Here is a 13,655-nt window from a genome sequence, read left to right as displayed (position 1 = left end):
ATGAATTATACAAGTTTGGTTACTAAAAAGAAACAATATAAGTACTCGGCTAATATTTGTTTTGATATGAAAGATGATGAGAAGTTAGCTGGATTTATTCCCAATATTACTACAACAGAGATATTGCGAGAATATTTGTTAGGAATTATCAATAGAAATGCAGATGTACATTCAAGAATACTGTATGGCTCATATGGAACTGGAAAATCACATTTATTAACTGTATTTAGTGATTTGCTAGGCCATGTAAACACTGATGGAAAAGGCATAGTAGAATTCTTGAAGGCAATATCAAAATATGATAAAGAACTTGCATCAGAGATAAAGAGGTATGTAAAAGAAGAAAAACCATATCTTGTAGTACCGATTTATGCTAATTTTGGAGACTTTGATAAATGTATAACATATTCGCTGAAGAAGGAATTGGAAAGAAACAATATTGATATTTGTTTTAAGAGCTATTTTGATGATGCTTTAAAACTAATCAATAAGTGGAATCAGGGACAGGAATCAAATAAAAGACTTAAAGAGATATTTAAGTCTAATAAAATCAAGGAAACAGATTTGATAAATGGTTTAGAAAATTATGATTCAAAATCTGAGAAAGAGTTCAATATTGTATTTAGAGCTATGACGTATGGAGCAGAGTTTGTAAGCGAAGCAGGTAATATGATCGATAATATTACACTTGCAAATACAGTAATATCTGAAAATTATAGAGGAATCATATTTGTATTTGATGAGTTTGGTAGATATATAGAGGATACAGGAGAAAACATCAAGGTAAAAGATGTGCAGGATTTAGCCGAGTTTTGTGATCATTCAGATTTTGATGATTATCTTATATTGGTATCTCATAAACAATTATCGCTTTATACAGATAAGATGAAAAAATCCATTAGTGATGAATGGAAGAAGATTGAGGGAAGATTTAAGTCAACTTCAATCAATGTTAAGTACGATCAATGCTTATCATTAATTCCACATATTATACCTAAGACAAAGGAATGGAATGGATTTAAGCGCAGGTATCAGGAGCAACTGAATGAACTATATACTCAGGCATATGATTTCAAAGGTTTCTTATTACCACCAGAAAATGATGGTATAAATCCATTTGAAGGAGGATTTCCATTACATCCAATTACTCTATATGCACTGGATAGACTGTCTAAGAAAGTGGCACAGAACGAAAGAACTTTTTTCACATATTTGGCAAGTGATGAGGATCATTCATTATTCTCACAACTTGAAAAATTGGATTTAAAAGAGTTTCATTTTATTGGACTTGATGCAATATATGATTACTTTGAAGAAAATATATGTTCATATCGAAGTGGTGAGGCAAGAGAAGTATATAAGAAATACCAAGTGGCTATGAATAAACTTGGTAGTAATACAGAGAAGAGTTTAGAAATTCGAGTATTAAAAGCAATGGCAGTCATTTATATCATAAATGATTTGGGAACACTGGCACCAGATATAGAGACGTTAATAAATGTAATTGATGCAAAAAAAGATTTGGTAAGAGACGCAATTACGGAATTAGAAAAGAAAAAAATTATAAAATATATGCGACAGTATGGATATTATGATTTTTTGGATAGCAGTATTTATGATTTTGATTCTATGATAGATGAAAGAATATCTTTTGTTACAGATGAGACCGCGGTTTCAATTCTGAATGAAGAGTTTTCAGATTTTGTGATATATCCATATGATTATAATTGGCATTATCATATGAATCGTATTTTTTTACCGATATTTGCATTAAAAGCAGATCTTACGAAGAAGACTCTGTTGAGATTTCTTCCTAAGTATTATGATGGAATGATTGTTTTTGTACTTGATAAGAAATTTGAAATTTCAGAGTATTTGAATGAAGATAATCTGCCCAATAGAGCCATTTTGGTTATTAATCAAAAAGAAGAGGAAATTCTATATGAGGTTAAGCGATATGTGGCTATTAAATATTATTATTCTATAAGAGAAGAGTTAAAGAAAGATGATCCAACCGTAGAGAAAGAGTTAGAATTATATCTTGATGAACAAAAAAGTGTTTTACGCGATATTATTGCAAGATGGAAAAATATTGAAATGGATAGTATTGCAGTTGTATCAAAAGGACAAAAGTATGTAGCACGAAGTGATAAGGATATAGCTGAAATTGCTTCAACAATTATGATGAATAGTTTTCCGAAAACCATTATTGTCAATAATGATTTGATTAATAAGAATATGGTGTCGGGAGCAATAAGGCTGGCAAGGTCAAAAGCACTTTCATATATTATGAATAATAAAGAAAATATGTTGGAAGATTGTAGTCCTTTATCTCCAGAACATTCAATTATCCGTTCTGTCTTATCAAAGAATGGATTATTTGATGGAGAAGATAACATCGGAGCTTTAAATACATTACCAACTGGGGAAATAGCAGGACGGTATGTTTCAAATGAGATTGGCAAATACATTAGAAAATGTATGAAAGGACAAACCAGCATAGAGGAATTATACGACGTATTGAAAAGAACGCCGTATGGTTTGAGAGATGGGTATATTTCAGTGCTACTTGCGTTTGAACTGAGAGATTATGAAAATGTTTCTATTTATTTTCATGGTTCAGAGCATGATTATTGTGAAGAAGAGTTGTTGAAAGCACTAGAGAGTCCAGAAGATTATAGTTTGTATATTTGTAACTGGACTGACACAGAAACTGATTATATTGAAGGGTTGGAAAGGATATTTGCGCGTTATGTAGACACAAAGGCAAAGAATAGATTGAAAGAATTGTATGAAGCTATGAATAAGCATTTTGTTGCTATATCTAAGGCTGCCAGAACCACGAATAAGTATGTATCAGAGAAGGCAAAACTTTATAGAGAAATAATGAGTATTACGCATAAAGATTATAATAAGTTTTTCTTCGAAACATTATTGCAGTTAGACGATGATTTATCAGAACTTCAGATGCTCATACAAAAGATTGTTTTGGAACTTGAAAGTGTTACAAAATTGCAAATACAAACTATTGAAAAGGCAGTACGAACAGTACTGGATATTGAACCTGATGTTTCAATCACGGCAGAGTTGAATAGATTGTATGAAGCTGAATGGAAAGAAAAACGATTTAAGTCATTTGATTATCAGACAAGTATGATGTTGGATTATTTGGCAAATATGAATTTGGCAACAAGTGATGAAGAAATAGTGCAAGAGTTAGGACGGGTAGTTACTGGATTTGAGATTGAATATTGGAATGATTCTAAGATAGAAGATTTTTATGAGGCCTTCTCTAAGATGGTAACACAGCTAAATAATTATCAAGTGCAAGATAATGTTGGTGATGACGAAATAAAAGTTACTATAAGTACAGGAAACGAAGAAGAAAAGATTACACAGTTTAATAAAGGTGAATTGTCAGGAACTAGTCAGCTTATGTTTAATAAGATTAAATCTACCATCGACAACTTTGGTGAATCATTAAGTTACGATGAGAAGATGCAGGTATTAGCAAAAATCTTTTCTGAGATTATGTAAGATTGGAGATATTTGATGATCTACTGGTGCGAGAAGTGTAACGAACCGGTATTTGATAAGAAGTTACACGAATTAACATGCAAAGGAAAATTGAAAAAGTTATCTGAAGGTTCTATATGTAATCCTGTATTTGTTCAGGAGAGAAAACTTTTGAGCAAAATTGTGGGAGAAGATTTGTCAGATAAAAAAGTATGGTATTTTGGCTCCAGTAGATATCTTTATGATGGAGAGATTCGGAGAATACCATACATAGAGTGGTACAGGAATAAAGAACATCTTAATTATGCAGAAGAGTTAAGAAATAATATTGAAATAGAACGAGATTACACTCCCTACATGGGGGTGGTAAGGGCGAATGAGGCGTATATCAAAGGGTTGATATACGAAGCAGAAAAGTATATTGCAGATATATATGAAAAGTATTCGACAGGAGAATATGCTGATAATAAGTATATCCCTACAGTTTCTTTTTCTGGTGGAAAAGATTCTACAGTTGTTAGTCGATTGGTGAGAGATGCGTTACAAGATAACTCAATTGTTCATTTTTTTGGTGATACAACTTTGGAATTTAGAGAGACTTATGAATATGTTCAACATAAGTTTCGTAAAGAAAATCCTCAAGTGCCAATGATTCCAAGCGAAACGGAAAATGATTTTTTTAAACTATGTAAAGTATTTGGCCCGCCAAGTCAGCATGAGAGATGGTGCTGCACTATATTCAAAACAAGTAATCTTAATAAAGAGTTGGAAAATTTACCAGGGAATAGTCTTTCTTTTTTAGGGATTAGACATAGCGAATCAGCTGCTCGAAAGGGGTATGAAAGAACGCAAGAACATTCTAAGATATCCACCCAGATAAATGCAATGCCAATTATTGAATGGAAAGATTATGATGTATGGCTTTATATATTGTATAAAAATATTTTGGTAAATGAATGCTATGAATACGGATATAAAAGAGTAGGATGTTGGTGTTGTCCAAATAACTCAGATTGGTCAATGATGTTGACAGAGATTTATCATCCGGAAGATATGCAACGCTGGAAAGATATGGTGATTGATTTTGCAGTGCGTGCTAACAAGCCGGATCCAGAAGAATACTATGAAGAAGGTAAATGGAAAGTAAGGCGAGGGGCAAGTGGCTTAAAAGTTAAGAATGTAACAATTATGGATACGCCTTGCAACTTATCTGACACAGCAAGAAACATTATTATTGATAAAAAACTCAATAAAGATGTAATTGAGCTGTTTAAACCATTTGGTGATTTAAAGATTGTCGAAAAAAAAGATGCCACATATATTTCAGTATTCGATAATGATAAGTCTGGCGAATATAGAAAGTGTTTTGAATTAATCATCACATTTGGAACAAATGTTGTGAAGGTATTACCAGAAGAAAGAATTGATGTTACTAATCTTGTGAACAGGCTTAAATGCCAGTTGAGAAAATATCAATTTTGCATTCGGTGTTCAGCGTGTGATTCTGTTTGCCCGCATGGAGCAATTGATACCATTCATGGTCAATATAAGATTGATGAAAATAAGTGTCAGCATTGCAAGAAGTGCATTGCAAAGTTTTATAATGGTTGCATCATTTGTGACAAGGTCGCAGGAAAGAAGGAAAGTTAATGATTTACTTTGATAATGCCGCAACAACAAAATATAAGCCAGAGGAAGTATACAAGGCATTTGAGTATTTTGTTAAAGAAGTTGGCGTGAGTCCAGGACGAGGAAGTTACCAATTGGGAATTGAGGCGTCCAGAATGCTTTATAAAACAAGAAAAAAAGTGGCGAATTATTTTGGATTATCAAATACCAATGTTGTTTTTACCAAAAATTCAACAGAGGCAATTAATTTATTCTTTGACGGATTTTTGGAGCAAGGAGACCATGTAATAATTTCTTGTTATGAGCATAATGCAGTATTAAGACCAATACACAAGTTATATGAAGACGGTAAGATAACCTATTCTATTATTGGTAGAGAAGATTTGGCGCTTACTTCAGAGGAAATGTTTAGTAAGTATGTAAAAGATAACACGAAACTTTTTTGCTTAACATTAGCGAGTAATTTGACAGGCAGAGTGATCTATTCAGCTGACTGGTTGAATTATATGCATAAAGAAGGAATCACCACTTTCGTGGATTCTTCACAAGGTGCTGGTAAAGTAAGAATATCAATGGATAATGATGGTGTTGATTATCTTGCATTTACAGGTCATAAGGATTTGATGGCAATGCCAGGTGTAGGAGGATTGTGCTGTAAGGAAGTTCCAAAATGGGAACCATTGATTCAGGGTGGAACAGGAGTACTTGGTGATTCATTTGTCAATCCTGATGTATTTCCGGAAGGATATGAAGCAGGTACACTTAATATGCCAGCAATATGGTCACTAAATTCGGCAATTGGATATTGCGAAAGAAATTTTGAAAGAATAAAAGAAAAAGAGAATACGTTAATGACGTATTTAATGAAACAATTGAAATCACTGGATAATATCACGATTTATGATGAAGATGTAAATCGAGTAAGCACGATAGGAATTAATGTGTTTGGATATAAGTCAAGTGAGATAGTTGAAATATTGGATAAGAATGATATCTGTTCTCGTGGTGGCATTCATTGTGCAATATTAGCGCATGAAGCACTCGGAACAGTAGAGACAGGAGTTGTTAGGTTAAGCCTAAACTATTTGAATACAAAACAAGAAATAGACGCTGTAATTAATGTACTGAACGATTGTAGGTGAAATTATGCATATTGTATTTTATAGCACAAGTAATGTCTTTGAGGCAGAAGAAAAAATAAACGATGCAGGATTGGAATGTAAAATTGTTCCAACTCCTGTTACTGATAAAGCATACTGCGGAGTGTGCGTTGAAACACATGATGATAAGGCGTTAGAATTTCTAAATGGAATGGAATATCAAATTGTAGAGTGAAAAATGACTGGGAGGTGATAGAATGTCATTCACAGAATTGAATTTGTTAAAGCATTATAAAACATATAAAAACAATATTGTGAAAGAGTTCTATACTCCGGTATTACAAGAGGCTGTTTTATATCAAAGATCAGTTGGCTTCTTCTCATCAACAGCTTTGATTGAATTGTCTAAGGGTTTATCGGGGATTGTTAAAAATGGCGGCAAGATACAGTTTATAGTGTCTCCGTATTTGAGCAAAGAAGATGTTGAAGCAATCAATAAAGGATATGAAAAGAAAAAAATAATCGAAGATGCAATGCTAAGAGAATATAAGGAACCTGAAAATTATTTCCAGGAAGAACGCTTGAATTTATTGGCACATTTAATTGAAGAAGGTCATCTTGAGATAAAAGTAGCATTTACACCTCCAAATAAGTCTACAGGCATGTATCATGAGAAGGTAGGAATTGTAGAGGATAGCGAAGGAAATAAAATTGTGTTTACGGGTTCTCTTAATGAGACCATAAATGCATTTTATAATAATTACGAATCTATAGTAGTGTTTACATCATGGGAAGAATCAAAGCAATATGCTGAAGAAATGCAACAAGACTTTGATATGCTTTGGAACAATGATGATGAAAATTTAGAAATAATTGAATTCCCAGATGTTATAAAAGAACGAATAAAAGTTAGCAGAAAAGAAACTGTTAATTATGATATAGATGAAGAAGAAATAATTGAAACGACTTCAACTAAAAAAGGAATTCCACATATCCCGGAGGGATTTGAATTAAGAGGATACCAAAAGGATGCAATAGAAAAATGGGCTGCGCAAGATTATCAGGGAATATTTGATATGGCGACTGGAACTGGTAAAACCTATACTGGCCTTGGTGCGGTGACAAGGTTATACGAGGATAAAGGAAGACTTGCAATTATCATAGTATGTCCTTACCAACATTTAGTGGAGCAGTGGGTAGAAGATATAGAATTATTTAATCTAACTCCAATCATAGGTTATTCTGCTTCAAAGCAAAAGAATTGGAAAAAGAGGCTAGAAGATGACATTTTCGATTTTTCAATTGGAGTGATTGATTGTCTTTGCTTTGTGACAACAAATGCTACATATTCATCGAAATTTGTTTCGAAACAAATGACTAATCTGGGGAAGGATACATTATTATTAGTAGATGAAGCACACAATTTTGGGTCTACTACTTTGAGAAACAAATTGTACCCTTTTATAGAATATAGATTAGCACTTTCTGCAACATTGGATAGGCATGGAGATGAAGAAGGCACGGATTGCCTTAAAATGTATTTTGGAAAGAAGTGCATTGAGTATGATTTGAAACGAGCAATTGATGAAGGAAAACTTACACCATATTATTATCATCCGATAGTAGTTTATCTGGATGAAGAAGAAATAGAAGATTATAAAGATATTTCGTACAAAATATCAAAAGAATGTCATACAGATAAAAAAGGTAAAGTGAAAATAACTGAAAGAGGAAAAATGCTTTTACTGCAAAGGGCGAGAATTGTAGCTGGAGCAAAAAGTAAGCTGACAGAATTAAGAACAATCATGCAAGATTTTAAGGATGACACACATATTTTAGTTTATTGTGGTGCGACAAGAGTAAGAAATTTTGAATCAGATGATGAAGAGAATATTAGAGATGAAGATGGTGAAAGACAAATAGTTGCTGTATCAAAGATATTAGGGAATGAATTAGGAATGAAAGTAACGCATTTTACATCAAATGAATCCGCAGCTGAAAGAGAAATGATAAAAAGAAAGTTTGCAACAGCAGATCCATATCAGGCAATAGTAGCAATTAAGTGTCTGGATGAAGGCGTTAATATTCCAAGTATTAAAACAGCATTTATTTTGGCAAGCACGACAAATCCCAAGGAGTATATTCAGAGAAGAGGTAGAGTTCTAAGACTTGCAAAAGACAAACCATTTGCAGTGATTTATGATTTTGTCACATTGGTTAAGCCATTAGAAGAGGCAAACGAATTTAGCGTTGATTATAATTGCGAAAGGGCTTTGGCAAAACGTGAATTGGCAAGGATAAAAGAGTTTGGTGATATCGCATTGAATTCGAGAGATTCAGATGAATTAATCAATGATATAGAAAGTGCATATAGAATCACGGAAGAAGATTTGGAGGAAGATATCGATGGAACAGAATTTTGATGAAAAAAAATTGGATACTATAAAGTTACGCATTCTTGAAATGGAGACTGATAATATAGTAAAAAAAGAGTCTAATCCTGCGATGGAAGAAAAGATTAAAGGAATGATAATGAAGGAGGTAGAAAAGAAATGATTATTAATACATTAGAACTATATAATTTCAGACAGTATATTGGTCATCAGGAAGTTGAATTTTCTACCGATCCTGAGAAAAATGTAACAGTTTTGATTGGTGTAAATACATCTGGTAAAACCACTATTGTAAGAGCGTTTGAATGGTGCCTTTATGGGAAAAACGGATTTGAAGATCCATTTCTATTGAATAGTGATGTTCGTGACAATATGCAAGTAGGAGATACACAGGATGTTTGGGTTGCTGTAACATTTACTCATGATGGCAAGGTTTACACGATTAAAAGACAGTATAAATATGTTTGCAACGATAGAACATCTGACGGAGGCAAGTGGACGGTTACGCTTAATAAAAAACCAGAGGAGAACCTTACACTGGAATATCTGCAAAGTGATGGACAAACAAAAACACCTATTGATCAATCTAATATTACTGAATCTATGGATAGAGTATTACCTAAGGATTTATCGGATTATTTCTTTTTCGGTGGAGAGCGAATTTCTGGAATAGCAAATCGAACGGACTTATCAAAAGCGGTAAGGGGATTAATGAGATTAGATGTATTAGAAAATGCAAGCACTCATTTATCAAGAGTTGTAAAAAGCTTTGAAAATAGTATTGATACCTCAGGAGATGCGAATGCACAAAAAGCAAAGGATAGTTTAGAAACTTTTAAAAAGAAAAAAGAGCAATTGGTTATTGAGAAAGATAATGCTGAAAAGCAAATGGAATATTGGAAATCGAAAGAAGCAGAATACAATGCTCAGCTTGCGAAAAGTAATATCGAGCAGGTAAAGCAAGCGAAGAAAGAGAGAGATCGTATCGAAACTACATTACGTTCAGAGAAAGGAAAACTTGAACGTGCAAAGAAAGATATGGTTAATTATTTTAGTGATCCTAAATTTAGAGCATTTGCATATTTTGGAATGCCTGGAATTAGTGAGGTGCTAAAAGAATTAGATTCACTTAAGGGAACTGATAAAAATGTTGAATGTGTACCTGATATGGAACAAGGTGCGATAGACTTTCTTATTAAGAGAGGACGTTGTATCTGTGGAACAAAATTAGATAAAGGTACGATTCCATATGATAAAGTAATGGAAGAAAGAAAAATTCTTCCGCCAGAAGTTTTAAGTGCAGCAGTTCAATCATATAAATCCAAAGCTGAGGGATATCTTGCAGGAACTGAAGATTATAAAAGTAATATGGAAGAGAAATACAAGAATATCCGATATATTGTCAGAACGATTGGTGATTTAAATGACGCACTTGAAAAGCAATCAGAATTAATTATTGATGATACTGATGCTAAAAAAATTGAAGCAGATAGAAAAGATGCACATATAAAATATGTTGAAGCAAAGCAAGATTATGACACTTGTGTTTCCAATATTGGAGGATGTGATACGAATATTAAGAATTGTGAATCGGCAATTGATAAATATGCAAAAAGCAGTAAGAAGAATGCAAGAGTTGCAAGATTCATATCATATTCGCAGAAGGTATATGAATGGCTTCTTGAAACCTATAAGGGAAAGGAAGAAATTGTACGAGAACAATTACAGATTCGAGTAAATGAGAATTTCAAGAAAATGTATCATGGAGAAAGATCTATACTGATTGATGATAAATATAGAGTAAAGTACAGTGATGTTACAACAGAAGAATCTGATGGTTTAAAAGCTGTAAAGAGTTTTGCATTTATTGCAAGTTTAGTATCTATGGCGAAGGATAAAATCCTTGATGACAATGAAATGAAATTGGGACAAGTATATCCGCTTGTAATGGACGCACCGTTCTCTAATGTTGATGAAATACATATTGATAATATTTGCAAAATATTACCACAAACAGCTAATCAGGTTATTATGGCTGTAATGCAAAAAGACTGGGAATATGCATCTACAAATTTGAATCAATACGTGGGTAAAAGCTATATAATAGAGAAAGATAAAGATGCAAATGGTAAGGAAATTGATACATCTACACACTTTAGATAAGGAGGAACTTATGTTTGATACAAGCTTTAGGATAACAGGTAAACATGCAAATTACTGGAAAGATTTATGTGAATTGGCAGGAAATGTACCAGATCGAGATCAGCACAATAACTTCAAAATATTTAATGCATATATTGACGCATATATTCTCTGCCCAATGATAGGATATCAATATAATAGAAAAGGTGTTATTGATAATACTGTAAGTGGAGAAGCCGGAATGATGGCTGATGTTTTTAAAGAAAGACGAGCACAATTGAAATTCGTTTATCAAACATTAATGTTATTGGATACTGATTCTGAACCAGATTTGGAAAAAAGAGTTTACAGAGCATTTACCTTTGCGGAAAATACGAAGGAAGAGAAACAGTTCATCAGTGACAATATGAAGATATATAATTCATATTTTTTAGGTGGACTAGAAGTGTTACACGAAGAATTTGTTGATCAATGTATTGATGAAGATAGCTACCTGAAACAAATGTTTGATTATGTAAGACATTTTGATGAAGAGCAAGACGGAGATGCATTGAAAGAAGGTATTGAAAAATTTATCAATAAGTGATGGTGAATATGAAGAATGTATTGGAAGACTGGACAGCCATCACGGAAGAACCATTATTAGAGAATATAGATTTCACAACGGAAGAAATATCGGACTTATTAATTGGCATGGGGTTGATTAATGGAAGAGAAAAATGCCGAGAAGAAGACCTTGAGAGATATATTTTTTTATTTGGAAATGAGCAGGAAATTTATGGGGCTGATGAGCGTTCTTTTATTGAAGGTGTAGGATCAGTATATATTTATGACGATATAAGTAGAAAAACTAATAGAGGAACCATAGCAACAAAAATCTTTGCAGCTGATTTGTGCCAGTTTGAAGATGGGGTGAGAAGCTGCTTTTTCTTTATGAAGATAATCAATAAAGCAAATGATGGCTTTAATATTTTTCTTTTTCGAACAGGAGACGGATTTTTTGTGGGGTGTAGATTGTACGATAAGGATATATGCAAAAACTGCACTTTGACAGAAGCAATTCAGTTTGAGGAACAATTGGAAGAATTAATGGACAGATTAATTTCTTTGCCATCGACAGATGAATTCATTCCGTTTTATAGTTCGTTAGTTGAAGCCATTGAGTACAGAGATATTGTCTTATTGGATTATGATTTAAAGATAAAATTGAAACGCGGTGTTAATTTTGCATACTTGGATATGCTGAGTGATGTTGAAAATGTTTATCATGTCAATCTTGGTTATGCAAAAGAAATGTATTACAAATCATTTGAAGCAAAAGAAGGACTCGTTGATAATAGCGATTACTCGATAGTTAGAGAAGGACTCAGCTATATTCGTTCTAATAGAATGAATACATTAGAGATGCTGTTTGAAGCCGAGGAAATGGCATTACTTGCAAATGAAACAGAACAGGAAAACGACCAGATCCTTCGATTGAAAGAAGAGACAACAAACAGAGATAGTAAAAATGATGCAATGCTGAAGGAACATTTAAATGACCCTGAATTTATGATAAAAATGCTCAAGGCACAGAAAGGAATATAGTTATGGGATATGATTTGAAAGAGGGTACTTATAGCAAAAGACCTTTATCAGATGATGAGATGTGGAAAACCGTGAACTGGTTGTTTTCTACACACTCAATAAATGAAACAAGCTATAAATTTCTTTTCTTTAAGTCGCTTATAGATTGTCTTGATCAGGTTGATTCAAAAGGTAGAATCAGTTTTGAACAGGTATTTTCAAGATTCACGGAAATATCATGGAATATTGTAGTTAAATATAATGTTCGACAAAAAGCAATTACTGCAGATCACAAAGAATGTGTGTTGGAACAAATACTTTATGATTTTTATAGGATATCTTTTGAAAATAAATATGTTACCTGGAATGAAATCTGGAATGAAGATCGAATCAAACTGTGTAAGAAAGTTAAAAGTGCTTGCAAGAGATATGTTGTAGGCGCTTTGTATAGTGATATGAATGAGCTGTTGTATTCATTTAATAAGAAAGAAGAATGGATTGAATTTAATCCTAATATGGTACAGTTTATTAAAGTTAATCGAGGAATTATTGAGAATCTAAACTTTTATAAGTGGGCGAAATTTTATGAACAAGTCAATGATAAAGCAACAGAAGAGAAGTTGGCTTTTTTGTTAAGCAATGGGTTTGCAAGAAAAAATGAATCCATATATCGGGCTATGTTAGCATACGAATTTGAAAGAACCACTGTAAAAGCAGAAAAGGAACAGCTACCAAATACAATTGAATTAATGTTAGTTGCAGAAGCACATTCATCATATGATACAGATTCGGAAGAATCACAAATAACTGAGGATGAATACGAAGATGAAATGTATGGCTCATATGAAAAAATGAGAGAGTATTTACAAGATCCCATTTTACTGATAAATAATATGAAAAAGAAACGTGTTGGGAACATCATTTAAGTCAGGCAGGTAAATTATATGAGCGAAAAGAATGAACAGAGAAACTGGGATAGAGAAGAAGTGGTTGTGCTTGTAGCAGAATACTTTAGAACAAAACAGATGTTGCCAGAGATAATTGATGAGAATTACCATAGAATCAGTTCTATTCTAAGAATAAGGGAAATGAAAATCACGGGTGAACCCGTGTCTGATATTTTCAGAAATTATAGTGGTATAAGAATGCAATCCGGTAGAATTCGTTGTTTAGATCCAGATACAGAGTATGATGGAATGACAGGAACTAAGTTACAAAAGGAAATTGTAGAAGAATATCTAGAGAATCCTGAAAAAATAAAGTTGGAAGCTGCTTCCATAATAAGCAGATATCAGTAATGTTAGGTGGA

General features: G+C 32.9%; 11 protein-coding genes. All 11 read left to right on the top strand.

The features are described 5' to 3' along the window. Entirely contained in the window at window positions 1-3,537 is a 3,537-nt protein-coding gene (locus DWY07_RS10985; RefSeq protein ID WP_117823120.1) for a hypothetical protein, read from the top strand. A gap of 150 nt (window positions 3,538-3,687) precedes the next feature. Beyond that, window positions 3,688-5,166 (top strand): phosphoadenosine phosphosulfate reductase family protein, encoded by a 1,479-nt coding sequence (locus DWY07_RS10980; protein ID WP_181983918.1) that lies wholly within the window; start codon window positions 3,688-3,690, stop codon window positions 5,164-5,166. Then, window positions 5,166-6,287 (top strand): aminotransferase class V-fold PLP-dependent enzyme, encoded by a 1,122-nt coding sequence (locus DWY07_RS10975; protein ID WP_117823116.1) that lies wholly within the window; start codon window positions 5,166-5,168, stop codon window positions 6,285-6,287. The genes DWY07_RS10980 and DWY07_RS10975 overlap by 1 nt, the downstream gene beginning before the upstream one ends. A 4-nt stretch (window positions 6,288-6,291) precedes the next feature. Next, complete coding sequence (locus DWY07_RS10970) at window positions 6,292-6,480, top strand: putative Se/S carrier-like protein (RefSeq protein ID WP_117823114.1); 189 nt, start codon at window positions 6,292-6,294, stop codon at window positions 6,478-6,480. Between the two features lie 22 nt (window positions 6,481-6,502). Further along, complete coding sequence (locus DWY07_RS10965) at window positions 6,503-8,668, top strand: DEAD/DEAH box helicase family protein (RefSeq protein ID WP_117823112.1); 2,166 nt, start codon at window positions 6,503-6,505, stop codon at window positions 8,666-8,668. Next, window positions 8,652-8,801, top strand: coding sequence for a hypothetical protein (locus DWY07_RS13230; RefSeq protein ID WP_181983917.1), 150 nt, complete (start codon window positions 8,652-8,654; stop codon window positions 8,799-8,801). The genes DWY07_RS10965 and DWY07_RS13230 overlap by 17 nt, the downstream gene beginning before the upstream one ends. Further along, on the top strand, window positions 8,798-10,801 hold the full coding sequence (locus DWY07_RS10960; protein ID WP_117823110.1) for an AAA family ATPase: 2,004 nt from the start codon (window positions 8,798-8,800) through the stop codon (window positions 10,799-10,801). Before DWY07_RS13230 ends, DWY07_RS10960 begins: the two co-directional genes overlap by 4 nt. A 10-nt stretch (window positions 10,802-10,811) precedes the next feature. Then, window positions 10,812-11,366 (top strand): hypothetical protein, encoded by a 555-nt coding sequence (locus tag DWY07_RS10955; RefSeq protein ID WP_117823108.1) that lies wholly within the window; start codon window positions 10,812-10,814, stop codon window positions 11,364-11,366. 8 nt (window positions 11,367-11,374) lie between these two features. After that, the gene (locus DWY07_RS10950; protein ID WP_147340251.1) at window positions 11,375-12,367 is read left to right on the top strand and encodes a hypothetical protein; all 993 of its coding nucleotides are present in this window, start codon (window positions 11,375-11,377) and stop codon (window positions 12,365-12,367) included. Window positions 12,368-12,369: 2 nt separating this feature from the next. Further along, window positions 12,370-13,272, top strand: coding sequence for a hypothetical protein (locus DWY07_RS10945; RefSeq protein WP_117823104.1), 903 nt, complete (start codon window positions 12,370-12,372; stop codon window positions 13,270-13,272). 18 nt (window positions 13,273-13,290) lie between these two features. Next, the gene (locus DWY07_RS10940; RefSeq protein ID WP_117823102.1) at window positions 13,291-13,644 is read left to right on the top strand and encodes a hypothetical protein; all 354 of its coding nucleotides are present in this window, start codon (window positions 13,291-13,293) and stop codon (window positions 13,642-13,644) included. Window positions 13,645-13,655 lie beyond the last annotated feature (11 nt).

Source organism: Clostridium sp. AF23-6LB, assembly GCF_003461085.1.
Lineage (GTDB): Bacteria > Bacillota > Clostridia > Lachnospirales > Lachnospiraceae > Coprococcus > Coprococcus ammoniilyticus.
This window is presented reverse-complemented; position numbering and strand designations above follow the sequence as displayed.

Bases quoted from the DNA above. Each gene is read 5' to 3' on its own strand.
- DWY07_RS10950 (WP_147340251.1), top strand. From the start codon at position 11,375: ATGAAGAATGTATTGGAAGACTGGACAGCCATCACGGAAGAACCATTA.
- DWY07_RS10945 (WP_117823104.1), top strand. From the start codon at position 12,370: ATGGGATATGATTTGAAAGAGGGTACTTATAGCAAAAGACCTTTATCA.
- DWY07_RS13230 (WP_181983917.1), top strand. From the start codon at position 8,652: ATGGAACAGAATTTTGATGAAAAAAAATTGGATACTATAAAGTTACGC.
- DWY07_RS10960 (WP_117823110.1), top strand. From the start codon at position 8,798: ATGATTATTAATACATTAGAACTATATAATTTCAGACAGTATATTGGT.
- DWY07_RS10955 (WP_117823108.1), top strand. From the start codon at position 10,812: ATGTTTGATACAAGCTTTAGGATAACAGGTAAACATGCAAATTACTGG.
- DWY07_RS10965 (WP_117823112.1), top strand. From the start codon at position 6,503: ATGTCATTCACAGAATTGAATTTGTTAAAGCATTATAAAACATATAAA.
- DWY07_RS10975 (WP_117823116.1), top strand. From the start codon at position 5,166: ATGATTTACTTTGATAATGCCGCAACAACAAAATATAAGCCAGAGGAA.
- DWY07_RS10940 (WP_117823102.1), top strand. From the start codon at position 13,291: ATGAGCGAAAAGAATGAACAGAGAAACTGGGATAGAGAAGAAGTGGTT.
- DWY07_RS10970 (WP_117823114.1), top strand. From the start codon at position 6,292: ATGCATATTGTATTTTATAGCACAAGTAATGTCTTTGAGGCAGAAGAA.
- DWY07_RS10985 (WP_117823120.1), top strand. From the start codon at position 1: ATGAATTATACAAGTTTGGTTACTAAAAAGAAACAATATAAGTACTCG.